Source organism: Streptomyces sp. NPDC001787 (genome assembly GCF_040297465.1).
Taxonomy (GTDB): domain Bacteria; phylum Actinomycetota; class Actinomycetes; order Streptomycetales; family Streptomycetaceae; genus Streptomyces.
In genome coordinates, this window is sequence record NZ_JBEOZE010000002.1 from 82,341 (window position 1) to 107,501 (window position 25,161).

The window sequence follows — 25,161 nt, forward strand, 5'->3', positions numbered from 1 at the left end:
CCCCCCGGACGCCCCACCCGGCAGTACGCCCTCCAGCAGGCCCGCAGACGTCATCAACCAGGAGCCCCCGAATGTTCGAGGCGGTCGAGGAACTGATCGGTGAACACACCGGTCTTGAGAAGAAGCTCGCCGACCCGTCGGTCCACGCCGACCAGGCCAACGCGCGCAAGCTGAACAAGCGCTACGCGGAGCTGACCCCGATCGTCTCCACGTACCGGACCTGGAAGCGGACCGGCGAGGACATCGAGACCGCCCGCGAGTTCGCCGCGGACGACCCCGACTTCGCCGCCGAGGTCAAGGACCTGGAGAAGCAGCGCGAGGAGCTCACCGAGAAGCTCCGCCTCCTCCTCGTCCCGCGCGACCCGAGCGACGACAAGGACGTACTCCTGGAGATCAAGGCGGGCGCGGGCGGCGACGAGTCGGCCCTGTTCGCCGGCGACCTGCTGCGCATGTACCTGCGGTACGCGGAGCGCGTCGGCTGGAAGACCGAGATCATCGACTCCACCGAGTCCGAGCTCGGCGGCTACAAGGACGTCCAGGTCGCGGTGAAGACCAAGGGCGGCAACGGAGCCACCGAACCCGGCCAGGGCGTCTGGGCCCGGATGAAGTACGAGGGCGGCGTGCACCGTGTGCAGCGGGTGCCCTCCACCGAGTCCCAGGGCCGTATCCACACCTCCGCGGCGGGCGTGCTCGTCACCCCCGAGGCGGAGGAGGTCGACGTGGAGATCCACGCCAACGACCTCCGGATCGACGTCTACCGCTCCTCGGGCCCCGGCGGCCAGTCCGTCAACACCACCGACTCCGCGGTGCGCATCACCCACCTGCCGACCGGTGTCGTGGCCTCCTGCCAGAACGAGAAGAGCCAGCTCCAGAACAAGGAGCAGGCCATGCGCATCCTGCGCTCCCGGCTGCTGGCCGCCGCCCAGGAAGCGGCCGAGCAGGAAGCCTCCGACGTACGCCGCAGCCAGGTCCGTACCGTCGACCGCTCCGAGAAGATCCGCACGTACAACTTCCCGGAAAACCGGATCTCGGACCACCGCGTCGGCTTCAAGGCGTACAACTTGGACCAGGTGCTCGACGGCGACCTCGACGCCGTGATCCAGGCGTGCGTGGACGCGGACTCCGCCGCCAAGCTCGCCAACGCCTAAGCACAGCCCGCCCCGCCGCCCGTAACCCCGTACGGAGAACCGCGATGAACCTGCTGCTCGCCGAGGTGGCCCAGGCCACCCAGCGGCTGGCCGACGCCGGTGTCCCTTCACCGCGATTCGACGCCGAGGAACTCGCCGCGTTCGTGCACGGCGTCAAGCGGGGCGAGCTGCACCGGGTGCCGGACTCGGACTTCGACGCCCGCTACTGGGAGACCATCGCCCGCCGCGAGGCCCGCGAACCGCTCCAGCACATCACCGGCCGCGCCTTCTTCCGCTACCTGGAGCTCCAGGTGGGACCCGGCGTCTTCGTGCCCCGCCCCGAGACCGAGTCGGTCGTCGGCTGGGCCATAGACGCCGTCCGCGCGATGGACGTCGTCGAGCCGCTCATCGTCGACCTCTGCACGGGATCGGGCGCCATCGCCCTCGCCATGGCGCAGGAGGTCCCGCGCTCGCGCGTGCACGCCGTGGAGCTGTCCGAGGACGCCCTCAGATGGACCAGGAAGAACGCCGAGGGGTCCAGGGTCACCGTCCACCGCGGAGACGCCCTGAGCGCCCTCCCCGAGCTCGACGGCCAGGTGGACCTGGTCATCTCCAACCCGCCGTACATCCCGCTCACCGAGTGGGAGTACGTGGCCCCCGAGGCCCGCGACCACGACCCGGAGATGGCCCTGTTCTCCGGCGAGGACGGACTCGACACCATCCGCGGCATCGAACGCACCGCGCACCGCCTGCTGCGCCCCGGCGGCCTCGTCGTCATCGAGCACGCCGACACCCAGGGCGGCCAGGTGCCGTGGATCTTCACCGAGGAACGGGGCTGGGCGGACGCCGCCGATCACCCCGACCTGAACAAGCGCCCCCGGTTCGCCACCGCCCGCAAGGCCATGCCGTGACCGGCGGCCCGCACCGGCGCGCGCCGTACTTCCCCACCAAGGGCGGGCGGCTGCCGCACCGGCACCCGTCGGACCCGTACACGCCACACCCGTACACGCCATACCCGTACATGCTTGAGGAGGCCGGCTGATGGCACGGCGATACGACTGCAACGACGCGACCGACCGTACGACCGGCCTGCGTGAAGCCGCGTCCGCCGTCCGCCGCGGCGAACTGGTCGTGCTGCCCACCGACACCGTGTACGGGATCGGCGCGGACGCCTTCAGCTCCGAGGGCGTCGCCGATCTGCTGGACGCCAAAGGGCGCGGCCGCAATATGCCGACCCCGGTCCTGATCGGCTCCCCGAACACCCTGCACGGCCTGGTCACGGACTTCTCCGAGCAGGCCTGGGAGCTCGTCGACGCCTTCTGGCCCGGCGCCCTCACCCTCGTCGCCAAGCACCAGCCCTCGCTCCAGTGGGACCTCGGGGACACCCGCGGCACCGTCGCCATCCGGATGCCGCTGCACCCGGTCGCCATCGAGCTGCTCACCGAGGTCGGCCCGATGGCCGTCTCCAGCGCCAACCTCACCGGACACCCCTCGCCCGAGGACTGCGACGCCGCCCAGGAGATGCTCGGCGACTCCGTCTCCGTCTACCTCGACGGCGGCCCGACGCCCGGCATCGTGCCGTCCTCGATCGTCGACGTCACGGGCGGCGTCCCGGTGCTGCTGCGAGCCGGCGCGCTCTCCGTCGAGGAACTGCGCAAGGTGGTACCCGACCTCGAGGTGGCCAATTGACCGCCCCTGAGGGGCGTGGCATAGCGGGTCGGACCGATACCTTCCGCATCCTCCACGTCAGCACCGGCAACGTCTGCCGCTCGCCCATCACCGAGCGGCTGACCCGCCATGCCCTGGTGGACCGCCTCGGCGATCCGCTCAGCGGCGGACTGATCGTGGAGAGCGCGGGCACCTGGGGACACGAAGGCGCCCCCATGGAGGCCAACGCGGAGGTCGTCCTCGCCGACTTCGGCGCCGACGCCACCGGCTTCGTCGGCCGCGAACTGCTCGACGAGCACGTGATCCGCGCCGACCTGGTCCTCACCGCCACCCGCGACCACCGCGCCCAGGTCATCTCCATGGGCCACTCGGCCGGCCTGCGGACCTTCACCCTCAAGGAATTCACCCGGCTGGTCCGGGCCATAGATCCGGCCACTCTCCCCGACGCACGGGACGAGGGCGTCGTCGAACGCGCCCGCGCGCTGGTGCGCGCCGCCGCCGCCCTGCGCGGCTGGCTGCTGGCCCCCACCGCCGAGGCGGACGAGGTCTACGACCCCTACGGCGCCCCGATCACCTTCTTCCGCTCCATCGGGGACGAGATCAACCAGGCCCTCGACCCCGTCGTCACCGCGCTGACGGGCGTCAGCGCCCCCCACTGACGGTCCGTACGCCGGCCGGTGCGCCGACCGGCCTACGGAGCCGCGCCCGACAGCGGGCACGGCGCCCGGCCGCGGCCTACATTGGATCTGACACCAGCGCACCCCTCCCCAGGCCCGGAGCCGTCAGATGCCGGTCACCTCTCCCGCCGCACCCGCAGCCGTGTCCCCCTCCCACGCCGCCCTGCCGCAGGACTTCGACGCCCTGCGCCGGGAGGACCCGGAGATCGCCGACGTCCTCCTCGCGGAGCTACAGCGGCAGACGGGCACCCTCCAGCTGATCGCCGCCGAGAACTTCACCTCGCCCGCGGTGCTGGCCGCTCTCGGCTCCCCGCTCGCCAACAAGTACGCCGAGGGCTATCCCGGAGCCCGCCACCACGGCGGCTGCGAGCACGCCGACGCCGCCGAACGCATCGCGATCCGGCGGGCCCGCGCCCTCTTCGGCGCCGAGCACGCCAATGTCCAGCCGCACTCCGGCTCCTCCGCCGTCCTCGCCGCCTACGCGGCACTGCTGCGCCCCGGCGACACGGTGCTCGCGATGGGACTCCCGTACGGGGGACACCTCACCCACGGTGCGCCCGGGAACTTCTCCGGCCGCTGGTTCGAGTTCGCCGGGTACGGGGTGGACCCCGACAGCGGACTCATCGACTACGCGCAGGTCCGCTCCCTGGCCCGCGCCCGCCGGCCCAAGGCGATCGTCTGCGGCTCGATCTCCTATCCGCGCCACCCCGACTACGCGCTGTTCCGGGAGATCGCCGACGAGGTCGGCGCGTACCTGATCGCCGACGCCGCGCACCCGATGGGGCTGATCGCCGGGGGAGCGGCCCCCAGTCCCGTCCCGTACGCGGACGTGGTCTGCGCGACCACGCACAAGGTGCTGCGCGGACCGCGCGGCGGCATGATCCTGTGCGGCGCGGAGCTGGGGGAACGGATCGACCGGGCGGTGTTCCCGTTCACCCAGGGCGGCGCCCAGATGCACACGGTCGCGGCGAAGGCCGTCGCGTTCGGGGAGGCCTCGACGCCCGCGTACACGCTGTACGCCCATCGGGTGGTCGCCCACGCGCGGGTGCTGGCGGCCGGTCTGGAGGCCGAGGGCTTCGAGGTCACCACGGGCGGCACGGACACCCACCTCGTCGTCGCGGACCCCGCTCCGCTGGGTGTGGACGGCCGCACCGCGCGCGAACGGCTGGCGGCGGCGGGCATGGTGCTCGACACCTGCGCGCTGCCCTACGGAGACGCCCGCGGCATCCGGCTCGGGACCGCGGCCGTCACCACCCAGGGCATGGACGAGGCGGACATGGCGCGGATCGCCGCACTGTTCGGGGCGGCGGTACGGCAGACGGGCGACGCCGGCCGTCTGCTGGCGGAAGTGCGGGAGCTGGCGGCGGGAAATCCGCCCTATCCGGGGTAGGCGGAGCCTGTGGAACCATCACCCGTGCCAGGGAGTCCCTGTTCATGGGGCTAGGGTGTGGGGCTGAGATGGCCGGCGATTTCTGTGGGGCAGCCCGTGCGTGATTACCTGCTGACGCTCTGTGTCACGGCCGCAGTGACTTATCTGCTGACCGGGCCGGTGCGAAAGTTCGCCATCGCGATCGGGGCGATGCCCGCGATCCGTGCGCGTGACGTACACCGAGAACCGACACCGCGGCTCGGTGGCATCGCCATGTTCGGCGGACTGTGTGCGGGGCTGATCGTCGCGGACCATCTGTTCAACCTGAACGGTGTCTTCGAACTCTCCAACGAACCGCGGGCGTTGCTCTCCGGGGCCGCGCTGATCTGGCTGATCGGCGTCCTGGACGACAAGTTCGAGATCGACGCCCTGATCAAGCTCGGCGGGCAGATGATCGCCGCGGCGGTCATGGTCATCCAGGGTCTGACGATCCTGTGGCTGCCGATCCCGGGCGTGGGCACCGTCCCGCTCACCCAGTGGCAGGGCACGCTGCTCACGGTCGCGCTGGTCGTCATCACGATCAACGCGGTGAACTTCGTCGACGGCCTGGACGGCCTGGCGGCCGGCATGGTGTTCATCGCCTCCGCGGCGCTCTTCCTGTACACCTACCGGCTCTGGTACGGGTACGGAATCGAGGCCGCCGCCCCGGCCACGCTCTTCACGGCGATCCTGATGGGCATGTGCCTCGGCTTCCTGCCGCACAACATGCACCCCGCCCGGATCTTCATGGGGGACTCCGGGTCGATGCTGATCGGCCTGGTGCTGGCGGCCGGCGCGATCTCCGTCACCGGGCAGGTCGACCCCGACGCGATGAAGCTCTTCGAGGGCAGCGAGCGGCAGGCCACCCACGCGATGCTGCCGGTCTTCATCCCGCTGCTGCTGCCGCTGACGATCATCGCGATCCCCGCCGCGGACCTGGTGCTGGCGATCGTGCGGCGCACCTGGAACGGCCAGTCGCCGTTCGCGGCGGACCGCGGGCACCTGCACCACCGGCTGCTGGAGATCGGCCACTCGCAGAGCCGGGCCGTGCTGATCATGTACTTCTGGTCCGCGCTGATCGCCTTCGGCGCCGTCGGCTACTCGGTGCACTCGGCGTCGATGTGGATCGTGCTCGCGATCGTGGCGCTGAGCGCCGTGGGTCTGGTGCTGCTGCTGATGCCGCGCTTCAAGCCGCGTGCCCCGCACTGGGCGGAACGCTTCGTACCGCCGCGCTACCGGCGCCCCCGTGGACACGACGGCGCGGCCCCGTCCCCGCTCGCGTACGGGGAGCGGGCGGAGTTGGGGCAGGGGACGGCGGAACAGGGGCCGGGAGACGCGCAGATGGCACAGGAGAGCACGGAACGCACTCCTGTGGCCGTGGGTGTCTCCGGCGTCAACGGAGCGACCGCGATCGGCCACCGTTCGCGCTTCTCCGATCGCCGCAAGGCCGATTCACCGCATTGACGTTTCGGTCTTCTCGGTGCATTACCAGACAATGCACTGGCTTGTCTTGCGCAGGTGTGCGGATTAACTCTCACGTGTGACAGTTGGCACACTTTCCAGGTAAAGACCTCATCAAATAGTTTGTGATACCGTTCACGAGACCCGGTGACAGAGCCGAAGGACCCTAGCGAGACGGTCCATTGGCCCGAGGCGACCACTCTCGGACCGGGCCTACGCTCGTCCCTGACGACACCATTGCCCACCCCCTGCAAGCGGAGTTACCGCCATGCCGTCCAACGACGCCCGGACTCTCCTCCACACCGCCGTGCCCACCGCTGCCGCCGGTGTTGTCGCCGTTGCCGTCAGCGCCGTGGTCGCGGGCGGCAAGGGAGCGATCGGGGCCGCTGTCGGGACGCTGTTGGTGATCCTCTTCATGGGGATCGGCCTCTCCGTCCTGCAACGGACGGCGAGGTCCATGCCGCACCTGTTCCAGCCGATGGGGCTGATGCTCTATACGGCACAGCTGCTGCTGCTCTTCATCTTTATCGCCGTGTTCAAGAACACGACGCTGTTCAACCCGAGGGCTTTCGCCATCTCGCTGGTCGTCGCGACCGTTGTATGGGTCGCGGCCCAGATCCGTGTACACATGAAGACCAAGATCCTTTACGTCGAGCCGGACTCGTCCGCGGGCAAGAAGCCCGAGAACAAGGGGTCATCGACGTGAGGGGTAGGGCCGGGATAAGTGCGCGTTCGCGATCCTGCTATCGTCCGGTGCCAACTGCGGCACTGCGGGCGCGGGCATCCAAGCTGACGCCTGCTTCATCGCGAAGCTCTGTGCCTGAGCCGCCCCCCCATCCGTAACACCAAGTCCAGTGCCGACCAGCGGCTTCCTGCCGCGCCGACACAACGAGGTTGCCGTACCTATGCGCCACGCTGAAGGAGCCCGCGGTGAGTGCTGACCCGACGACGGTGCTCGCCTTCGAGACCGACTGCCACATTTTCGACGGGTGTGGCTTCCCGGCTCCTGGCCTGCACTCCTTTGTATTCGAGCCGATGTTCACCGTCGGCGGCATCGAGATCAACAAGCCGATGCTGCTGGCGGTCCTGAGCACCGTTGTCGTCGTCGGCTTCTTCTGGGCGGCCTTCAACAAGCCGAAGCTCGTGCCCGGGAAGCTGCAGATGGTGGCGGAGGCGGGTTACGACTTCATCCGCACCGGTGTGGTCTACGAGACGCTCGGCAAGCGCGAGGGCAAGAAGTACGTGCCCCTCATGGTCTCGATGTTCTTCTTCATCTGGATCATGAATCTCTGGGCGATCATTCCGCTCGCCCAGTTCCCGGTGCCCTCGGTCATCGGCTTCCCTGTGGCCCTGGCCGCGATCGTGTACGTCCTGTGGGTCAGCCTGACGTTCAAGCGCCACGGATTCGTCGGCGGCTGGAAGAACATCGCGGGCTACGACAAGTCGCTCGGCCCGGCCCTTCCGTTCGTCATGGTCATCGAGCTCTTCTCGAACCTGCTGATCCGGCCGTTCACGCACGCCGTGCGACTCTTCGCGAACATGTTCGCCGGTCACGTGCTGCTGCTGATCTTCACCATCGCCAGCTGGTACCTGCTGAACGGCATCGGCATCGCCTACGCCGGTGTCTCGTTCGTGATGGTCCTGCTGATGACCGCCTTCGAGCTGTTCATCCAGGCGCTGCAGGCCTACGTCTTTGTCCTCCTGGCCTGCAACTACATTCAGGGCGCTCTCGCCGAGCACCACTGATCCGCCGGCCACACCCCGATAGTCGTCCGGTGGCCAACCCCCACCGGTCCTGAAAGAGAAGGAAGAAACGGCATGTCCGCTCTTGAGACCCTCGCCGCCGTCAACATCACGGGCAACCTCGGTTCCATCGGCTACGGCCTGGCCGCGATCGGCCCCGGCGTCGGCGTCGGCATCATCTTCGGAAACGGCACCCAGGCGCTGGCCCGCCAGCCCGAGGCCGCCGGTCTGATCCGTGCCAACCAGATCCTCGGCTTCGTGCTCTGTGAGGCGCTGGCCCTCATCGGTCTCGTCATGCCCTTCGTCTACCCGGTCGACTAATCGCGGCATTCCTTACCGCCCGATTCGACGAAAGGCATTGATGTGATCGCCCAACAGCTGGCGCAAGAGGAGATTCAGAACCCTCTGCTCCCGGCGGTCCCCGAGATCGTCATTGGTCTGATCGCCTTCGCCATCGTCTTCGGCTTCCTCGCCAAGAAGCTCCTCCCGAACATCAACAGGGTTCTGGAAGAGCGTCGCGAGGCCATCGAAGGCGGTATCGAGAAGGCCGATGCGGCCCAGACCGAGGCGCAGAGCGTTCTTGAGCAGTACAAGGCTCAGCTCGCCGAGGCGCGCCACGAGGCCGCCCGTATGCGCCAGGAGGCGCAGGAGCAGGGTGCCGTCATCATCCAGGAGATGAAGGCGGAAGGTCAGCGGCAGCGCGAAGAGATCATCGCCGCGGGCCACGCCCAGATCGAGGCCGACCGCAAGGCCGCGGCGTCCGCGCTGCGTCAGGACGTGGGCAAGCTCGCCACCGACCTGGCCGGCAAGCTCGTCGGCGAGTCCCTTGAGGACCACGCCCGGCAGAGCGGCACCGTGGACCGGTTCCTCGACGAGCTCGAGGCGAAGGCCGAGGCAGTCCGATGAACGGCGCGAGCCGCGAGGCACTGGCAGCCGCACGTGAGCGTCTCGACGCGCTGACCGACAACACGTCGGTCGACGCGGCGAAGCTCGCCGAGGACCTGGCAGCCGTCACCGCGCTGCTCGACCGCGAGGTTTCCCTGCGCCGGGTCCTCACCGACCCGGCCCAGAGCGGCGAGAGCAAGGCCGAGCTGGCCGGACGACTGCTGAGCGGTCAGGTGAGCGGCGAAGCCGTGGACCTGGTCTCCGGCATGGTCCGCTCCCGCTGGTCGCAGTCCCGCGAGCTGGTGGACTCGGTCGAGGAGCTGGCGAACACCGCAGACCTCACCGCGGCCCAGCGCGGCGGCGCACTCGACGACGTCGAGGACGAGCTGTTCCGGTTCGGCCGGATCGTCGGCTCCGACACGGAGCTGCGTTCCGCGCTGACCAGCCGTACGGCCACCACCGCCGCCAAGAGCCAGCTGCTGCGCAGCCTGCTCGGCGGCAAGGCACAGCCGGTGACCGAGCGGGTCATCGTCCGCCTCGTGACCCAGCCCCGGGGACGTAGCCTGGAAGCGGGACTCGACTCCCTGTCCAGGCTCGCCGCGGAGCGACGCGACCGCATGGTCGCCGTGGTCACCTCGGCGGTGCCGCTCAGTGACCGGCAGAAGCAGCGCCTCGGCGCCGCACTCGCCACGATCTACGGCCGGCAGATGCACCTGAACCTGGACGTGGACCCCGCGGTCCTCGGCGGGATCTCGGTGCGCGTGGGTGACGAGGTCATCAACGGCACCATCGCGGACCGCCTCGACGAGGCGACCCGCCGCATGGCCGGCTGACGCGGCGCAGCGCGACAGACCGTGCGTTTCAACTGAACGAGCAAGACCAGCGGCCCGGTTGGGCCGTGCAGAAATTGCAGAAGATTCCTGGGGGTCGGCCCCCAGACCCCCTTAAGAAACTTCGGGCCCAACAAGGAGAGCAGGGAACCCAGATGGCGGAGCTCACGATCCGGCCGGAGGAGATCCGGGACGCGCTGGAGAACTTTGTCCAGTCGTACAAGCCGGACGCGGCCTCGCGCGAGGAGGTCGGTACGGTCAGCGTTGCCGGTGACGGCATCGCGAAGGTGGAGGGCCTGCCCTCCGCCATGGCGAACGAGCTGCTGAAGTTCGAGGACGGCACCCTCGGTCTCGCCCTCAACCTTGAGGAGCGCGAGATCGGTGCCATCGTCCTCGGCGAGTTCAGCGGTATCGAGGAGGGCCAGCCGGTGCAGCGCACCGGTGAGGTGCTCTCCGTCGGCGTCGGCGAGGGTTACCTCGGCCGCGTCGTCGACCCGCTCGGCAACCCGATCGACGGTCTCGGCGAGATCGCGACCGAAAGCCGCCGCGCCCTCGAGCTGCAGGCCCCTGGCGTCATGGTCCGCAAGTCGGTGCACGAGCCGATGCAGACCGGCTACAAGGCCGTCGACGCCATGGTGCCGATCGGCCGCGGCCAGCGTCAGCTGATCATTGGTGACCGTCAGACCGGCAAGACCGCTCTGGCCGTCGACACGATCATCAACCAGCGCGACAACTGGCGCTCGGGCGACGTGAACAAGCAGGTGCGCTGCATCTACGTCGCCATCGGTCAGAAGGGCTCCACCATCGCCTCCGTGCGCGGTGCCCTCGAAGAGGCCGGCGCGCTGGAGTACACGACCATCGTCGCCGCCCCGGCGTCCGACCCGGCCGGCTTCAAGTACCTGGCGCCGTACACCGGTTCGGCCATCGGCCAGCACTGGATGTACCAGGGCAAGCACGTCCTGATCATCTTCGACGACCTTTCGAAGCAGGCCGACGCCTACCGCGCCGTGTCGCTTCTGCTGCGCCGTCCGCCGGGCCGTGAGGCCTACCCGGGCGACGTCTTCTACCTGCACTCGCGTCTGCTGGAGCGCTGCGCCAAGCTCTCCGACGACCTGGGCGCCGGTTCGATGACCGGTCTGCCGATCGTCGAGACCAAGGCGAACGACGTGTCGGCGTTCATTCCGACCAACGTCATCTCCATCACCGACGGCCAGTGCTTCCTGGAGTCCGACCTGTTCAACGCGGGTCAGCGTCCGGCGCTCAACGTCGGTATCTCGGTCTCCCGAGTCGGTGGCTCCGCCCAGCACAAGGCCATGAAGCAGGTCTCCGGCCGGCTTCGCGTGGACCTCGCCCAGTACCGCGAGCTGGAGGCGTTCGCCGCCTTCGGTTCCGACCTGGACGCGGCCTCGAAGGCTTCGCTGGAGCGCGGTAAGCGCATGGTCGAGCTGCTGAAGCAGCCGCAGTACGCCCCGTTCCCGATGGAGGAGCAGGTCGTCTCCGTCTGGGCCGGCACCACGGGCAAGATGGACGACGTCCCGGTCGAGGACATCCGTCGCTTCGAGAGCGAGCTGCTGGAGTTCCTGCGCCGTGAGCGCAAGGACCTCCTGACCGGCATCGCCGAGGGCGGCAAGATGTCCGACGACACGCTGCAGTCGATCGCCGACGCGATCGCCGCCTTCAAGCAGCAGTTCGAGACCTCGGACGGCAAGCTTCTGGGCGAGGGCTGATCGATGGGCGCTCAGCTTCGCGTTTACAAGCGCCGCATCCAAGCCGTCACCGCGACCAAGAAGATCACCAAGGCGATGGAGATGATCGCCGCCTCGCGCATCGTCAAGGCGCAGCGCAAGGTGGCGGCGTCGATGCCGTACGCGACCGAGCTCACCCGTGCGGTGACCGCGGTCGCGACCGGCTCCACCACCAAGCACCCGCTCACCACCGAGGCCGAGGCCCCGGCCCGGGCCGCGGTCCTGCTCGTCACGAGCGACCGCGGTCTGGCCGGCGGCTACTCCTCCAACGCCATCAAGGCGGCGGAGCGGCTGAGGGAGCGGCTCGCGGCCGAGGGCAAGGAGGTCGACACCTACATCGTCGGCCGCAAGGGCGTCGCCTACTACGGCTTCCGTGAGCGCAAGGTCGCGGAAGCCTGGACCGGCTTCACGGACAGCCCGGCGTACTCGGATGCCAAGAGCGTCGCCGCGCCGCTGATCGAGGCCATCCAGAAGGACACGGCCGAGGGTGGCGTCGACGAACTGCACATCGTCTTCACCGAGTTCGTCTCGATGATGACGCAGAACGCAGTCGACGACCGGATGCTGCCGCTTTCGCTCGACAAGGTTGCGGAAGAGAGCGGTACGAAGGGCGAGATCCTTCCGCTGTTCGACTTCGAGCCGTCGGCGGAGGACGTCCTCGACGCCCTCCTGCCGCGCTACGTCGAGAGCCGTATCTACAACGCACTGCTGCAGGCCGCCGCTTCCGAGCACGCCGCCCGCCGTCGCGCGATGAAGTCGGCGACCGACAACGCCGGGGATCTCATCAAGAGCCTCTCCCGGCTTGCCAACGCGGCCCGCCAGGCCGAAATCACCCAGGAAATCAGCGAGATCGTCGGCGGTGCCAGTGCTCTGGCCGACGCGACCGCGGGGAGTGACAAGTAAATGACGACGACTACCGACAGCGCTGTGACGGCCGCTGCGACGGGCCGCGTCGCCCGGGTCATCGGCCCGGTCGTCGACGTGGAATTCCCCGTCGACGCGATGCCGGAGATCTACAACGCATTGCACGTCTCGGTCGACGACCCGGCCGAGGAAGGCGCCCGCAAGGTGCTGACCCTGGAAGTCGCCCAGCACCTGGGTGACGGCGTGGTCCGTGCGATCTCGATGCAGCCCACCGACGGTCTGGTCCGCCAGGCCCCGGTGACCGACACGGGCACGGGCATCACCGTCCCGGTCGGTGACATCACCAAGGGCAAGGTGTTCAACACCCTCGGCCGGATCCTGAACGAGCCGGAGGCCGAGGCGCAGATCACCGAGCGCTGGCCGATCCACCGCAAGGCCCCGGCCTTCGACCAGCTCGAGTCGAAGACCGAGATGTTCGAGACCGGCCTGAAGGTCGTCGACCTGCTGACCCCGTACGTCAAGGGCGGCAAGATCGGTCTGTTCGGTGGTGCGGGCGTCGGCAAGACGGTCCTCATCCAGGAAATGATCATGCGTGTGGCGAAGCTGCACGACGGTGTGTCGGTGTTCGCCGGTGTCGGCGAGCGCACCCGTGAGGGCAACGACCTCATCGACGAGATGACCGACTCGGGCGTCCTGGACAAGACCGCGCTGGTCTTCGGCCAGATGGACGAGCCGCCGGGCACCCGTCTGCGGGTCGCGCTGTCCGCCCTGACCATGGCGGAGTACTTCCGCGATGTGCAGAAGCAGGACGTGCTGCTCTTCATCGACAACATCTTCCGCTTCACGCAGGCCGGCTCCGAGGTCTCCACGCTGCTCGGCCGTATGCCGTCCGCGGTGGGTTACCAGCCGACCCTGGCCGACGAGATGGGTGTGCTCCAGGAGCGCATCACCTCGACGCGTGGTCACTCGATCACCTCGATGCAGGCGATCTACGTCCCCGCGGACGACCTGACCGACCCGGCCCCGGCCACCACGTTCGCCCACCTCGACGCGACGACGGTTCTCTCCCGTCCGATCTCCGAGAAGGGCATCTACCCGGCCGTGGACCCGCTGGACTCCACGTCCCGCATCCTGGACCCGCGCTACATCGCGCAGGACCACTACGACACGGCGAGCCGTGTCAAGGGAATCCTGCAGAAGTACAAGGACCTCCAGGACATCATCGCGATCCTCGGTATCGACGAGCTGGGCGAGGAGGACAAGCTCGTTGTCCACCGTGCCCGTCGCGTCGAGCGCTTCCTGTCGCAGAACACCCACGCCGCCAAGCAGTTCACCGGCCTGGACGGTTCGGACGTTCCGCTCGACGAGTCGATCGCCGCGTTCAACTCGATCTGCGACGGTGAGTACGACCACTTCCCGGAGCAGGCGTTCTTCATGTGCGGTGGCATTGAGGACCTCAAGGCCAACGCCAAGGAGCTCGGCGTCTCCTGAGCCTCCGGCTCACCGAGGGGGGTGGGTGTGTCCCGCCCCCCTCACCACGCCCCGTAGAATTGACCCAACACCCGGCTCGACGGCCGGGTGGTGACCCGAGGAGCCACCCTTGGCTGCTGAGCTGCATGTCGAGCTGGTCGCCGCGGACCGCAGTGTCTGGTCCGGCGAGGCCACCCTGGTCGTCGCGCGTACCACGTCCGGCGACATCGGCGTCATGCCCGGTCACCAGCCGCTTCTCGGTGTGCTGGAATCGGGCCCGGTGACGATCCGCACGAGCGCGGGCGAAACCGTCGTCGCCGCTGTCCACGGCGGTTTCATCTCGTTCGCGGACAACAAGCTGTCGCTGCTGGCGGAGATCGCCGAGCTGGCCGACGAGATCGATGTCCAGCGCGCCGAGCGTGCGCTGGAGCGCGCGAAGTCGGACACGGACGCCGCCGCCGAGCGGCGCGCCGATGTGCGACTGCGTGCGGTGGCGGTGCACTAGCACCCCCACCAGTAGTTTTTTCCTCAGCCGCGGCCCGAGCTGGAATTATCCAGACCGTGTCGCGGCTGAGGCGATGCAGGTGCAGTTCGAATTCCGTTACTCGACGATGCGAGGAGGTCGGTGGAGATGGTCCTCGCTTTGTGGGTGGGCGGTCTGGTCGTCGTGCTGGTCGTGGTGGGTCTGTTCGTCTTCGGCCTGCGCCGCCGGCTGATCCAGCGTTCCGGCGGAACCTTCGACTGCAGTCTGCGCTGGGACGTGTCCGAGGAACCCGATCCGTCCGGCAAGGGCTGGGTGTACGGTGTCGCCCGCTACAGCGGCGACCGGGTCGACTGGTTCCGGGTCTTCTCCTACGCGCCCCGCCCCCGTCGCGCCCTGGAGCGCTCGGCCATCGAGGTGATCTCCCGCCGGCTGCCCGACGGCGAGGAGGAGCTGGCGCTGCTGTCGGACTCCGTCGTGCTCGGCTGTCTCCACCGTGAGACGCGCCTGGAGCTGGCGATGAGCGAGGACGCCCTGACGGGTTTCCTCGCCTGGCTGGAGGCGGCACCGCCCGGCCAGCGGGTGAACGTGGCCTGAGGGCTCGTACGCGTACGGTGTCCGGGCGCTCGCCCGCGATGCCCGGACGTTCCCCGTCCCGTCCCCCTTCTCCATCCTGATCCCCTGCCCCTGCCCCACCCCTGTCCCATCTCCGTACCCGTACGGCATGAAGGGCATCGTGCGCGTGGCGGTTCCGCGGGGACGCGGACAGCGAAAGACCGGGGAGACAGGGGGCGGACCTGTCTCCCCGGTGCTTTTCGGGGTGGCACCGGTGGTGCGTGTGGTGCCGGTGCGGTGGTGCTACGGCGTGGGGATTACTGCAGACCGCTCTTCATCGCGTTCACGAGCTCGCCGTTGGCGGTGTCACCGCTGAACTCCCAGAAGAACGCGCCTCCCAGGCCCTGGTTCTTCGCCCAGGTCATCTTCGAGCCGATGGTGGCCGGGGTGTCGTAGCTCCACCAGTTGGTGCCGCAGTGGGCGTACGCGGTGCCCGCGACGGTCCCGGTGGAGGGGCAGGAGTTCTTCAGGACCTTGTAGTCCTCGATGCCGGCCTCGTAGGTGCCCGGGGCCGCGCCGGTCGCCGTGCCGCCCGGGGCGGCCTGGGTGACACCGGTCCAGCCGCGGCCGTAGAAGCCGATGCCCAGGAGCAGCTTCTTGGCCGGGACGCCCTTGGCCTTCAGCTTGGCGATCGCGTCGGCGGAGTTGAAGCCCGCCTGCGGGATGCCGTCGTACGAGGTGAGCGGGGAGTGCGGGGCCGTCGGACCCTTGGCCGCCCAGGCACCGAAGAAGTCGTACGTCATCACGTTGTACCAGTCCATGGACTGGGCGGCGCCCGCGTAGTCGGCGGCGTCGATCTTGCCGCCGTCCGAGCCGTCCGCGGTGATGGCGGCGGTGACCAGGTTGCTGGTGCCGAACTTGGTGCGCAGCGCCGAGGCGAGGTTCTTCAGCGCGGCCGGACCGGAGGTGTCACAGGTGAGACCGCAGGCGTTGGGGTACTCCCAGTCGATGTCGATGCCGTCGAAGACATCGGCCCAGCGGGGGTCCTCGACCAGGTCGTAGCAGGACTGGGCGAACGCGGCGGGGTTCTGGGCCGCGGCACCGAAGCCGCCGGACCAGGTCCAGCCGCCGAAGGACCAGAGGACCTTGATGTGCGGGTACTTGGCCTTGAGCTTGCGCAGCTGGTTGAAGTTGCCGCGCAGCGGCTGGTCCCAGGTGTCGGCGACGCCGTCGACGGACTGGTCGGCGGTGTAGGCCTTGTCGTAGTCGGCGTACGAGTCACCGATGGTGCACTTGCCGCCCTGGACGTTGCCGAAGGCGTAGTTGATGTGCGTGATCTTCTCGGCGGAGCCCGAGGTCACCAGGTTCTTGACGTGGTAGTTGCGCCCGTAGACGCCCCAGTTGGTGAAGTAACCGAGGTTGATCTTGTCGCCGCCGGGGCCGGGGCCCGTGCCGCCGCCGGTGGTGCGGACCTTGACGGAGCCGGAGACCGGACCGGTCTGGTCGGCGGTGTCGCGGGCCTGCACGGTGTACGAGTAGTCGGTGCCGGCGGTGAGACCGGTGTTCGTGTACGTCGTACCGGTGACCGTGGCGACCTTGGCGCCGTCGCGCAGGACGTCGTAGTTCTTGATGCCCTTGTCGTCGGTGGCGGCGCTCCAGCTGAGCTTCGCCGAGGTGTCGGTGATGTCGCTCGCGGTGGGGGTGCCGGGCGCGGACGGGGCGTTGTCGCCCGGGACGCTGCCGCCGTCACAGGAGGCGCCGTTCAGCTTGCAGCCGGTGGGGGAGCCGGAGCCGGTGCCGTTGAAGCCGAAGCTGAGGCTGGCGCCCGGGGCGATCGACCCGTTCCAGCTGAGGTTCTTGGCGGTCCAGTGGTTGCCGGAGCTGGTGACGGTGGCGTCCCAGGCGGAGCCGGCCGCGGTGCCCGCGGGGAAGTCCCACTCGATCGTCCAGGAGGAGAGTGCGGTGGTGCCGGTGTTCTTCACCGTCCACTGGCCCTCGAAGCCGCTGCCCCAGTCGGACTTCTTGAGGTAGGTGGCGGTGGCGGAGGTGGCGGCCGACGCGGGAGAGGCGAGGCCGACCATCGCGGCGAGGGGGAGCAGCAGTGCGGTGAAGCCCGCCACCGCCTTGGCCCTGCCGGTCCTGGTGAGGCTCCATCTGAATCTGGTCCGGCGTTGGGGGGTCTCAGTGCTCAACGGTGCTCCTCGGGTGAGGTCCGACAAACGGGGGTGATCCGTGGACTGCAAACCCTGCGCCGCCCTGAGCACGCTTTGTCATGACGCGCTCACCGCAGTGTGCTCGGTGAGATTAGGAAGGTCTGGACCAATCGTCAAGAGGTCTGGACCAAAGATCGTCGCTAAACCTCAGATGCCCAACTCCTGTGCGAGCACCGCCGCCTGGACCCGGCTGCGCAGCTCCAGCTTCCCCAACAGCCTGCTGACGTGCGTCTTCACCGTCGCCTCGGCCATCGAGAGCCGTACCGCGATCTCCGCGTTCGACATCCCCTGGCCCAGACAGCCCAGTACCTCGCGCTCCCGCCGGGTCAGCGCGTCGAGCACCGCCGGATCGGCCGCCCGTACGGGGGCGGTCCCGGCGAACTCCGCGATCAGCCGCCGGGTCACGGCCGGGGCGATCAGCCCCTCGCCGCGCGCCACCGTGCGGACGGCTTCGAGCAGGTCGTGGGCGTCGGTGTTCTTCAGCAGAAAGCCCGAGGCACCCGCGCGCAGCGCCCCGAAGACGTACTCGTCGAGATCGAACGTCGTCAGCACGAGCACATCGGCGAGCCGTTCGGCCACGACCTGTCTCGTCGCCGACACCCCGTCCAGCCGGGGCATCTGTACGTCCATCAGGACCAGGTCGGGCCGCAGTTCGCGGGCGAGCCGCACGGCCTCCTCCCCGTCCCGCGCCTCTCCGGCGACCTCGATGTCCGGCGCGCTGCCCAGGATCAGGACCAGCCCCGCGCGTACCGCGGACTGGTCCTCCGCGACCAGAACCCGGATCGTCATTCCTTCACCGCTCTCTCCTCGACGGGCAGTTCGGCCCGCACCCGCCAGATCTTCGTGCCGTCGGGGCCGGGCTCGGGCCCCGCCTCGATGTGCCCGTCCAGCAGCGCGACCCGCTCCCGCATCCCCACCAGCCCGGCCCCCGAACCCGGTGCGCGCGGCCCCGGCCGGTCCCCGAACACACTGATGACCTCCACGCTCAGCACCTGCCCGGACGTCGCGAGCCGCACCGTGACCGGACCCGGGGCGGCGTGCTTGAGCGCGTTGGTCAGGGACTCCTGCACGATGCGGTACGCGGCCAGTTCGACCGGCGCGGGCAGTGCTCCGGACTCCTCGCGGGTGTCGTGAAGGGTGCAGGTCAGCCCGCTGGACGCGGCGTTCGTACGGGTCTGCTCGATGAGCGCGTCCAGCCCCTGGAGCGTCGGCGCCGCGCTCGGCTGCGCGTCCGCGCCGCCCTGGCGCAGCAGGCCGATCAGCCGGCGCATCTCCGCGAGCCCGGCGACGCTGTTCTCCCGGATCACCCCGAGCGCGCCCCGCGAGGTCTCCGGATCGTCGATGGAGAGCGCCGCCGTGGAGTGGATGGCGATCGCGGACAGATGGTTGGCGACCAGGTCGTGCAGTTCCCGGGCCATCCGGGAGCGTTCCGCGACGACGGCCTGCGTACGGTCCATCTCGGCCAGCAGCGCCGTCTGATCGGCCCGCAGCCGCGCGGTCTCGGCCGCGTCACGGTGGTTGCGCACACAGACCCCGGTGATCGCGGGCCCGAACGAGACCAGGCCCGTGACGATGCCGACCAGCAGCGCCTCGGCCGTCCGGAACCAGGCCAGGAACCCGATCGTGACGCCGACGGTGATCAGGAACGAGGTCACCGGGATACGGCGGGCGGCGGCCGGGGTCCCGTACACCACGGCCGCGTAGACGAGGTCGGTGAACATCAGCACGGTCACCAGGTTTCCCCGGGTGAACTGGTCCGCGACCAGCGTGAACGTACCGATGACCAGCGCGGTCTGCGGCGCGCTGCGCCGCAGCAGCTCCAGGGACGCCATCACCGTCATCGGCAGCAGGCTGACCCAGGGGGCGTCGAAGGCACGGCCGGCCTGCGTGTGCAGACCGAGCAGCCACAGGAACAGACCGCCGAGCAGCCCGGAGGCCGCGATGACGGCATCGTCGCGGTGTGGACGGGTGGGTGAGAACACCCCTCCATCCAACACGCAGCACATCCGCACGACGTCCCTTCGGCGGGTGAGGCGCGGCTACATCGAAGGATGCAGTCACGATTCGTCACTGCCGACGACGAATCGGCGTCCGGGGGAGGGGAGTCTGGAGGAGACCGGAAGGAGAAGTGCCGTGATCGTTACTCTGATCGTGATCTGCGAAGTGGCCTTCTGGGTGCTGCTCGCCGCGGGACTCGCGCTGCGGTACCTGGCGAAGAAGCCCCGGCTGGGCGCGGCGGTCCTGCTGTGCGAGCCACTGCTGGAGGTACTGCTGCTGGTGGTGACCGCGATCGACCTGAAGAACGGCGCCGCACCCGACTGGAAGCACGGCCTGGCCGCCGTCTACATCGGCTTCACGGTGGGCCTGGGCCACTCCACCATCAAATGGGTCGACGCCCGTGTGGCCCACCGCTTCGCCGGCGGACCGCCGCCCGTGAGGCCGCCGAAGTACGGCATGGCGCGCGCCGCCCACGAATGGCGGGTGGCCGCCCGCTGGACGGTCGCCGCCGTGACGGCGCTGGCCCTGCTCCAGGCGGCGATCTGGTACGTCGGGGGCGACGGCGACACCGGCTCGCTGGAGGGCTGGCAGCAGAAGATGCTGCTGGTCATCGGGATCAACCTGCTCATCGCCGGTGGATACACGGTGTTCCCGAAGCAGGCGCCGAAGGACGCCGGGGACCGGGAACGGATCGACCACTGAAGACCGTCCCGGTCCTGGGGCGGCGCCCGGACCCGGGCCGGGTGCCGTGCGGGGTCAGCGTTCCCCGCCCGGCACCCACAGCACGTCCCCGACCTCCTTGTTCGCGGTCCTCGCGAGGATGAACAGGAGGTCGGACAGGCGGTTGAGGTAGGTCGCCGTCAGCGCGTTCATCGCGTCCCCGTGCACCTCCAGCGCCGCCCAGGTGGACCGCTCGGCGCGCCGGACCACCGTGCACGCCTGGTGCAGCAGCGCCGCCCCCGGCGTACCGCCGGGCAGGATGAAGCTGCGCAGCTTCTCCAGGTCCTCCAGGAAGCTGTCGCAGTCCGCCTCCAGCTTGTCGATGTAGGACTGTTCGACGCGCAGCGGCGGGTACTTGGGCGCCTCGACCACGGGGGTCGAGAGGTCCGCGCCCACGTCGAAGAGGTCGTTCTGGACGCGTACGAGTACCTTCACGACGTCCTCGGACAGCTGCCCGAGCGCGATGGCCGTACCGATGACGGCGTTGGCCTCGTTGGCGTCGGCGTAGGCCGAGATCCGCAGATCGGTCTTGGCGGTGCGGCTCATGTCGCCGAGGGCGGTGGTGCCCTGGTCGCCGGTACGGGTGTAGATACGCGTCAGATTGACCATACGGGCCAGCGTAGTGCGCGGGAGTCGGGCACCGGCCCCGCGGAAGACGCGTGTGCCCACTGTCACGGCCAGGACGGCGCATCCGACGGGGACCAGGACCCGTACGGCAGGTGCGCCGCGGCGCACGGGCCCGCGAAGGCGTCCTCGACCGCGTCCACCGGACGGCGGAACGGTGTGAGGCGCGAGAGCACGTCCAGCCGGGCCGGGCCGAGGGCGGTCGGGAGCATCGGCCCGGAGAGCGGCCTCGCCGGGAGGACGAGCGCGGGCCACCGGGCGGTCGAGGTCTCCCGCGACGCCCTCGTCGTCCTCGACGAGACCGAGGGGCTGCGCGGCGAGAAGGTCCTCAACTACGCACGGCGTGCCGCCGCGTGACGTGTCCCGGTGTGATGTCCGTCATTTGAGACGTGACGCGCATCTCTTCACCGCCCCAGCGTCCCCCACGGGTACTAATCTCCGCCGGAGAGCATATGAACGACCGTTGAGACCAGCCCGTAGAGGCGAACAGAAACCAAGGGGTGCGAACGTGGCCAGGAAGCTTGCCGTCATCGGGGCCGGACTCATGGGATCCGGCATCGCACAGGTCTCCGCCCAGGCGGGCTGGGACGTCGTGCTGCGCGATGTGACCGACGCGGCGCTGACCCGAGGCCGCGACGGGATCAAGGCCTCGTACGACAAGTTCGTCTCCAAGGGCAAGCTGGACGCGGCCGACGCCGAGGCCGCGCTCGCCCGCATCACCACGACCACCGATCTCGACGCCGTGGCCGACGCCGACATCGTCGTCGAGGCCGTCTTCGAGAAACTGGAGGTCAAGCACGAGATCTTCCGGACCCTCGACAAGGTCGTCCGCGAGGACACCGTCCTGGCCTCCAACACCTCCGCCATCCCGATCACCAAGATCGCGGCGGTGACCGAGCGCCCGGAGCGCGTCGTCGGGGTGCACTTCTTCTCTCCGGTCCCGATGATGCAGCTCTGCGAGCTGGTGCGCGGCTACAAGACGAGCGACGAAACCCTCGCCACCGCACGGGAGTTCGCCGAGTCGGTCGGCAAGACCTGCATCGTCGTCAACCGTGATGTCGCGGGCTTCGTCACCACCCGGCTCATCTCGGCGCTGGTCGTCGAGGCCGCCAAGCTGTACGAGTCGGGCGTCGCGTCGGCCGAGGACATCGACACCGCCTGCAAGCTGGGCTTCGGGCACGCCATGGGGCCGCTCGCCACGGCCGACCTGACCGGCGTCGACATCCTGCTGCACGCCACCGGCAACATCTACACCGAGTCGCAGGACGAGAAGTTCGCCGCCCCGGAGCTGATGCGCCGGATGGTCGATGCAGGTGACATCGGCCGCAAGAGCGGGCAGGGCTTCTACACCTACTGATCGTTTTCCGCCCCCGGCCGCCTGATGCGCCGTCAGTCGGGCCGGGGGAGCGGGGGGTCACCCCCCGGCTGCGGTCGGATCTCCGCGGACCGGTATCACCCCACGGGGTGAATTCGGTATCGGTTCGCTTACAGACGGCAACTTCCCTGTCGTTGTTGCAGTCAGTTGTGGCAGAGACAGAACAGACAGACCTACCTTGCTACGGAGCAATCCCGGGGAGCGCATATGCACATCAGGGGCGACCACGCCGAGCTGGTCGTCGGGGGCCGCCTCGACGTCCGAAGCGCGGCGGACGCCCGTACGGTCCTGCACTCGGCCGTCGACGACGGAGTCGGCGACCTGGTGCTGGACCTGACCGAGCTGGATTCCTGGGACGCCACCGGACTCGGCGTCATCATGGGCGCGCACCGCCGGGCCGGCCGGGCCGGGCGGCGCCTGGTGCTGCGCGGCGTACCGCCGCAGATGCAGCGACTGCTGGTGGCCACCCGGCTGCACCGCATTCTGGCCATCGAGGGCGGAATCGCCGCAGACTCCCTGCCGCGTGTGTAGAGGTACCCGACGGCAGAAGACACGCAATCATTGACGGAACGTGACGTCCGGGGCGGCGCGGCACCCCGCCGGTTCGCCGATACCGTGCGAAGGTCTAGGGTTCGGCCGTCCGCCGATTGACGGAACCCATGGGCGGACACCGGACCAGAAGCGACAGCGGGGCGTGCGGCCGGAGGGACAAACCGCGCGCGACGCGTCTGGGGGACTTGGCGATGGACCCGACACACCGGGGACCGGAAGAGTACGGGCACGACCGCGACGGGACCGGGGAAGACGCGGGTCGCCGAGGGCAGTCCCGCGACCCGCTGCCACCGGGACCGGCCCCGCACGCCTCGCGCCACACCCCGCAGACGCCCGTGCAGGCCCGGGTGGTCCAGCTGGTCTCGGGCGACCTGCTGCTCACGGTCAACCCGGTCGACGGCAGCGAGGTCGAGCCCTGCCCGCCGGGCGAACACCCCGCCGCGCCGGTCCGCCGCACCGCCGGTCAGCGCGCCGACCGCGAACGCGCCATCGCCCCGCCCGTCCCACCGGGCCCGCCCGGCCCGCAGCTGCCGCTGCTGGAGCGGCAGGAGGAGCGCGAGCGGCTGGTACGCCTGCTGTCGCGCGGCAGGTCCGTCCGTCTCACCGGCCCGGCCGGCTCGGGCCGCTCGGCCCTCCTGAGCGCCGTCGCCGCCGACTGCGCGGACCTGGCCCCCGACGGCGTCGTACGCCTCTGCGGTCACAAGCGCACCGCCACGGACCTGCTGTACGGGCTGTTCGACGCGGTGCATCTGGCCCCGCACCACCGCCCGGACCGTCAGGAACTCCTCGGATTCGTGCGCGGCATCGGTGCCGTCGTCGTCGTGGACGACCTGGAGTTCGGTGGCGCCGCGCTGGAGGAACTGCTCGACGCCACCCCGGAGTGCGCCTTCCTGTTCGGCGCCACCCCCGAAGTCACGCCCCCCGCCGCCGACACGCACCTCGAAGAGGTCGCTCTCCCCGGGCTCGGCCGCGACGCCTCCCTGGACCTGCTGGAGCGGGTCGTCGAACGTCCGCTCACCGACGAGGAGGCCAATTGGGCGGGTGACCTCTGGTTCGAGTCCGAGGGACTGCCGCTGCGCTTCGTCCAGGCGGGCGCGCTGCTGCGCGACCGCGACGGGGCGCCCGCCGCCCCCGAGGCCTCCGCCGTGTGGCCACAGCCCGACGACACGTCCGCTCCGGCCCCCCTGCCGAGCCTGGGCGAGGGCGCGGCGCCCGCCGTGCTGCTGGCCTCCCGGCTGAGCGGGGCGGCCCGGGACACCCTGCGCTTCGCCGTCGCGCTCGGCGGCGAGGTGCCGCACCAGGCACATCTGCCCGCGCTCGTGGGCGACACCCACGCCGACGCCGCCCTCGGTGAGCTCGCCGGGTGCGGGCTGCTCTCCGCGGCGGGCCCCCGCTACCGGCTGGCCGCCGGGGTCCTCGCCCAGCTGGAGGCGGGCGGCTACGGCGAGGACGCCGCCGCCCACGCCCGCAGCGCCGCCCAGCACTACGCCTGGTGGGCGGGCCACCCCTCGGTCACCCCCGAGCGGGCCGCCACCGAGGCCGACGCCGTCATCGCCGCGATGGCCCGGCTGGTGCCGGGCGACGGGGCGGGACAGGCCAGCGCCGCCGTCCTGCTGGCCCGCAGCGCCTCTCCCGCGTTCGCGGCGGGGATGCACTGGGGAGCCTGGGAGCGAGTCCTCAGGATCGGTCAGGAGGCCGCCAGGATCGCCGGTGAGGTCGCCGAAGAGGCCTACTTCCACCACGAGTTGGGCGTCCTCGCGCTCTGCGCCGGAAATCTGGACCGGGCCAGGGCCGAGCTGGAGACCTCGATCGGCATGCGCGGTGCGCTCGCCGACAAGTCCGGGGCGGTGGCCGGACGCCGCGCCCTCGCGCTGGTCGCGGACCGCTCCGGCGGCCTCACGCCCGTGGGCAGGACCCTGACGGGCGACGAGGTGCCGGCCGTGCGGCAGGAGGAGACGGACACACCGGCCGGCGGAATTCCCGTGCCGCCGCTGTTCCCGCAGCAGACGCAGGCGCCCGCGACGGTGGTCTCCCCGCAGGTCCCGGCGCCCGCGCCCGGTGCCGGAACCGGACGGTCCCTGCGCCGGGGGATCCTGGGCGGAGCGCGGCGCAACCTGGTAGCGGTGGGGGCCGGCACCCTGCTGGCCGCTGTGCTCGGCACCGTGGTGACGCTCGGCGCGACATCCGGCAAGGACGAGCCGACGGGCCGCGACACCACCACCGAGCAGTCGTCGAACGAGGACGACGCCGGGGGCGGACCTCCCACGGACGAACCGGCGGACGGCACGGAACCGGCGGACGGGGTGCCGGCCGGCAGCGGATCCATGGCCCCGGGCCCGTCGGATCCGGCCACCCCGAGCAGCAGCGGCTCCCCGTCGCCCGGGACCTCCGGACCGGGCGGGACCCCGTCCACGGACGGGCCCGCCGACGGGACGACGACCGGCCCGCCGACGACCGGCCCGTCCTCGACGGGGAGGCCGACCGGCAGGCCGACCGATCCCCCGACGACGCCTCCGACCACACCGCCCACCACACCCCCGACGACGCCTCCCACCGACCCGCCGACGACGCCGCCCACCGACCCGCCGACCGACCCGGACACCTCGATGTCGGCGGGCGGCCCGACGACGGCCGGCGCCGCGGACACGGAGCGGGACGGGGCGCCGGACGGGCAGTGGGACGATGCGCCGGGCGGGCAGTGGGACGGGGCGCCGGGCGGGCAGCCGGGCGCACCCCTGTAGCCCCGGCCGGATCCGGGAAAAGCC

General features: G+C 70.1%; 25 protein-coding genes and 1 pseudogene. 21 read left to right on the top strand and 5 right to left on the bottom strand.

The genetic code is table 11. From position 1 onward, the window contains the following. Positions 1–71: 71 nt before the first annotated feature. The 16 genes from prfA to ABT170_RS03115 all read left to right on the top strand — a co-directional run bounded on the left by prfA (position 72) and on the right by ABT170_RS03115 (position 14,956). Positions 72–1,148: a peptide chain release factor 1 gene (prfA, locus tag ABT170_RS03040; RefSeq protein ID WP_266923861.1), complete on the top strand. Its 1,077-nt coding sequence runs from the start codon at positions 72–74 to the stop codon at positions 1,146–1,148. A 44-nt stretch (positions 1,149–1,192) separates the two neighbouring features. Then, the gene (prmC, locus tag ABT170_RS03045; protein WP_266923863.1) at positions 1,193–2,038 is read left to right on the top strand and encodes a peptide chain release factor N(5)-glutamine methyltransferase; all 846 of its coding nucleotides are present in this window, start codon (positions 1,193–1,195) and stop codon (positions 2,036–2,038) included. A gap of 130 nt (positions 2,039–2,168) precedes the next feature. After that, entirely contained in the window at positions 2,169–2,816 is a 648-nt protein-coding gene (locus ABT170_RS03050; RefSeq protein ID WP_266923864.1) for an L-threonylcarbamoyladenylate synthase, read from the top strand. Next, positions 2,813–3,454: an arsenate reductase/protein-tyrosine-phosphatase family protein gene (locus ABT170_RS03055; RefSeq protein ID WP_265599324.1), complete on the top strand. Its 642-nt coding sequence runs from the start codon at positions 2,813–2,815 to the stop codon at positions 3,452–3,454. The genes ABT170_RS03050 and ABT170_RS03055 overlap by 4 nt, the downstream gene beginning before the upstream one ends. Before the next feature lie 127 nt (positions 3,455–3,581). Next, positions 3,582–4,862: a serine hydroxymethyltransferase gene (glyA, locus tag ABT170_RS03060; RefSeq protein ID WP_351863665.1), complete on the top strand. Its 1,281-nt coding sequence runs from the start codon at positions 3,582–3,584 to the stop codon at positions 4,860–4,862. A gap of 84 nt (positions 4,863–4,946) precedes the next feature. Then, positions 4,947–6,344 carry an MraY family glycosyltransferase gene (locus ABT170_RS03065; RefSeq protein WP_329946014.1) on the top strand — a complete coding sequence of 466 codons (1,398 nt, stop codon included), beginning with the start codon at positions 4,947–4,949 and terminating at the stop codon, positions 6,342–6,344. A gap of 265 nt (positions 6,345–6,609) precedes the next feature. Beyond that, positions 6,610–7,047 (top strand): Cg1360 family ATP-synthase-associated protein, encoded by a 438-nt coding sequence (locus tag ABT170_RS03070; RefSeq protein ID WP_266923872.1) that lies wholly within the window; start codon positions 6,610–6,612, stop codon positions 7,045–7,047. Between the two features lie 224 nt (positions 7,048–7,271). Next, positions 7,272–8,087, top strand: a complete 816-nt coding sequence (gene atpB, locus ABT170_RS03075; RefSeq protein ID WP_329946013.1) for a F0F1 ATP synthase subunit A — start codon at positions 7,272–7,274, stop codon at positions 8,085–8,087. 72 nt (positions 8,088–8,159) lie between these two features. Continuing rightward, positions 8,160–8,405: an ATP synthase subunit C-like protein gene (locus ABT170_RS03080; RefSeq protein ID WP_266923876.1), complete on the top strand. Its 246-nt coding sequence runs from the start codon at positions 8,160–8,162 to the stop codon at positions 8,403–8,405. Between the two features lie 42 nt (positions 8,406–8,447). Next, positions 8,448–8,990: a F0F1 ATP synthase subunit B gene (locus ABT170_RS03085; protein ID WP_443034377.1), complete on the top strand. Its 543-nt coding sequence runs from the start codon at positions 8,448–8,450 to the stop codon at positions 8,988–8,990. Beyond that, complete coding sequence (locus ABT170_RS03090) at positions 8,987–9,802, top strand: F0F1 ATP synthase subunit delta (protein WP_329946012.1); 816 nt, start codon at positions 8,987–8,989, stop codon at positions 9,800–9,802. The genes ABT170_RS03085 and ABT170_RS03090 overlap by 4 nt, the downstream gene beginning before the upstream one ends. 152 nt (positions 9,803–9,954) lie before the next feature. After that, entirely contained in the window at positions 9,955–11,526 is a 1,572-nt protein-coding gene (atpA, locus tag ABT170_RS03095) for a F0F1 ATP synthase subunit alpha (protein ID WP_329946011.1), read from the top strand. A 3-nt stretch (positions 11,527–11,529) separates the two neighbouring features. Next, positions 11,530–12,447, top strand: coding sequence for a F0F1 ATP synthase subunit gamma (locus ABT170_RS03100; protein WP_329946010.1), 918 nt, complete (start codon positions 11,530–11,532; stop codon positions 12,445–12,447). Continuing rightward, complete coding sequence (atpD, locus tag ABT170_RS03105; protein WP_329946009.1) at positions 12,448–13,899, top strand: F0F1 ATP synthase subunit beta; 1,452 nt, start codon at positions 12,448–12,450, stop codon at positions 13,897–13,899. It begins immediately after the preceding gene. 109 nt (positions 13,900–14,008) lie between these two features. After that, complete coding sequence (locus ABT170_RS03110) at positions 14,009–14,383, top strand: F0F1 ATP synthase subunit epsilon (RefSeq protein WP_266923887.1); 375 nt, start codon at positions 14,009–14,011, stop codon at positions 14,381–14,383. 126 nt (positions 14,384–14,509) lie between these two features. After that, positions 14,510–14,956, top strand: coding sequence for a DUF2550 domain-containing protein (locus ABT170_RS03115; RefSeq protein WP_266923889.1), 447 nt, complete (start codon positions 14,510–14,512; stop codon positions 14,954–14,956). A 275-nt stretch (positions 14,957–15,231) separates the two neighbouring features. On the opposite strand, the gene ABT170_RS03120 is transcribed toward ABT170_RS03115, so the two are convergent. The 3 genes from ABT170_RS03120 to ABT170_RS03130 form a co-directional block, all read right to left on the bottom strand. After that, a complete protein-coding gene (locus ABT170_RS03120) occupies positions 15,232–17,106 on the bottom strand; it encodes a glycosyl hydrolase family 18 protein (protein ID WP_329946008.1) in 1,875 nt (624 codons plus the stop codon). A gap of 168 nt (positions 17,107–17,274) precedes the next feature. Continuing rightward, complete coding sequence (locus ABT170_RS03125) at positions 17,275–17,916, bottom strand: response regulator (protein WP_329946007.1); 642 nt, start codon at positions 17,914–17,916, stop codon at positions 17,275–17,277. Then, positions 17,913–19,109, bottom strand: a complete 1,197-nt coding sequence (locus ABT170_RS03130; RefSeq protein WP_329946006.1) for a sensor histidine kinase — start codon at positions 19,107–19,109, stop codon at positions 17,913–17,915. The genes ABT170_RS03125 and ABT170_RS03130 overlap by 4 nt, the downstream gene beginning before the upstream one ends. Before the next feature lie 151 nt (positions 19,110–19,260). On the opposite strand from ABT170_RS03130, the gene ABT170_RS03135 reads away from it, so the two are divergent. Continuing rightward, positions 19,261–19,827 carry a hypothetical protein gene (locus ABT170_RS03135; RefSeq protein ID WP_351863670.1) on the top strand — a complete coding sequence of 189 codons (567 nt, stop codon included), beginning with the start codon at positions 19,261–19,263 and terminating at the stop codon, positions 19,825–19,827. 54 nt (positions 19,828–19,881) lie between these two features. Here ABT170_RS03135 and ABT170_RS03140 read toward each other — a convergent pair whose 3' ends face one another. Further along, complete coding sequence (locus tag ABT170_RS03140) at positions 19,882–20,454, bottom strand: cob(I)yrinic acid a,c-diamide adenosyltransferase (protein WP_329946069.1); 573 nt, start codon at positions 20,452–20,454, stop codon at positions 19,882–19,884. A gap of 27 nt (positions 20,455–20,481) precedes the next feature. Then, positions 20,482–20,717: pseudogene (locus tag ABT170_RS03145) on the bottom strand (ABC transporter permease); the annotation flags it as partial. Between ABT170_RS03145 and ABT170_RS03150 the strand changes: the two are divergent. The 4 genes from ABT170_RS03150 (at position 20,629) to ABT170_RS03165 (ending at position 25,137) form a co-directional block, all read left to right on the top strand. Next, a complete protein-coding gene (locus ABT170_RS03150) occupies positions 20,629–20,826 on the top strand; it encodes a hypothetical protein (protein ID WP_351864120.1) in 198 nt (65 codons plus the stop codon). The pseudogene ABT170_RS03145 and the gene ABT170_RS03150 overlap by 89 nt on opposite strands. A gap of 151 nt (positions 20,827–20,977) precedes the next feature. Next, positions 20,978–21,826 (top strand): 3-hydroxyacyl-CoA dehydrogenase family protein, encoded by an 849-nt coding sequence (locus ABT170_RS03155; protein WP_329946004.1) that lies wholly within the window; start codon positions 20,978–20,980, stop codon positions 21,824–21,826. A 225-nt stretch (positions 21,827–22,051) separates the two neighbouring features. Next, the gene (locus ABT170_RS03160; protein ID WP_030117666.1) at positions 22,052–22,375 is read left to right on the top strand and encodes an STAS domain-containing protein; all 324 of its coding nucleotides are present in this window, start codon (positions 22,052–22,054) and stop codon (positions 22,373–22,375) included. Between the two features lie 212 nt (positions 22,376–22,587). Further along, a complete protein-coding gene (locus ABT170_RS03165) occupies positions 22,588–25,137 on the top strand; it encodes an ATP-binding protein (RefSeq protein WP_351863673.1) in 2,550 nt (849 codons plus the stop codon). The last annotated feature ends 24 nt before the right edge of the window (positions 25,138–25,161 follow it).

Excerpts from the sequence above, each read along its gene's own strand:
- prfA (WP_266923861.1), top strand. The coding sequence starts at position 72 with ATGTTCGAGGCGGTCGAGGAACTGATCGGTGAACACACCGGTCTTGAG.
- prmC (WP_266923863.1), top strand. The coding sequence starts at position 1,193 with ATGAACCTGCTGCTCGCCGAGGTGGCCCAGGCCACCCAGCGGCTGGCC.
- ABT170_RS03050 (WP_266923864.1), top strand. The coding sequence starts at position 2,169 with ATGGCACGGCGATACGACTGCAACGACGCGACCGACCGTACGACCGGC.
- glyA (WP_351863665.1), top strand. The coding sequence starts at position 3,582 with ATGCCGGTCACCTCTCCCGCCGCACCCGCAGCCGTGTCCCCCTCCCAC.
- ABT170_RS03070 (WP_266923872.1), top strand. The coding sequence starts at position 6,610 with ATGCCGTCCAACGACGCCCGGACTCTCCTCCACACCGCCGTGCCCACC.
- ABT170_RS03080 (WP_266923876.1), top strand. The coding sequence starts at position 8,160 with ATGTCCGCTCTTGAGACCCTCGCCGCCGTCAACATCACGGGCAACCTC.
- ABT170_RS03090 (WP_329946012.1), top strand. The coding sequence starts at position 8,987 with ATGAACGGCGCGAGCCGCGAGGCACTGGCAGCCGCACGTGAGCGTCTC.
- atpA (WP_329946011.1), top strand. The coding sequence starts at position 9,955 with ATGGCGGAGCTCACGATCCGGCCGGAGGAGATCCGGGACGCGCTGGAG.
- ABT170_RS03100 (WP_329946010.1), top strand. The coding sequence starts at position 11,530 with ATGGGCGCTCAGCTTCGCGTTTACAAGCGCCGCATCCAAGCCGTCACC.
- atpD (WP_329946009.1), top strand. The coding sequence starts at position 12,448 with ATGACGACGACTACCGACAGCGCTGTGACGGCCGCTGCGACGGGCCGC.
- ABT170_RS03115 (WP_266923889.1), top strand. The coding sequence starts at position 14,510 with ATGGTCCTCGCTTTGTGGGTGGGCGGTCTGGTCGTCGTGCTGGTCGTG.
- ABT170_RS03125 (WP_329946007.1), bottom strand. The coding sequence starts at position 17,916 with ATGACGATCCGGGTTCTGGTCGCGGAGGACCAGTCCGCGGTACGCGCG.
- ABT170_RS03140 (WP_329946069.1), bottom strand. The coding sequence starts at position 20,454 with ATGGTCAATCTGACGCGTATCTACACCCGTACCGGCGACCAGGGCACC.
- ABT170_RS03160 (WP_030117666.1), top strand. The coding sequence starts at position 22,052 with ATGCACATCAGGGGCGACCACGCCGAGCTGGTCGTCGGGGGCCGCCTC.
- ABT170_RS03165 (WP_351863673.1), top strand. The coding sequence starts at position 22,588 with ATGGACCCGACACACCGGGGACCGGAAGAGTACGGGCACGACCGCGAC.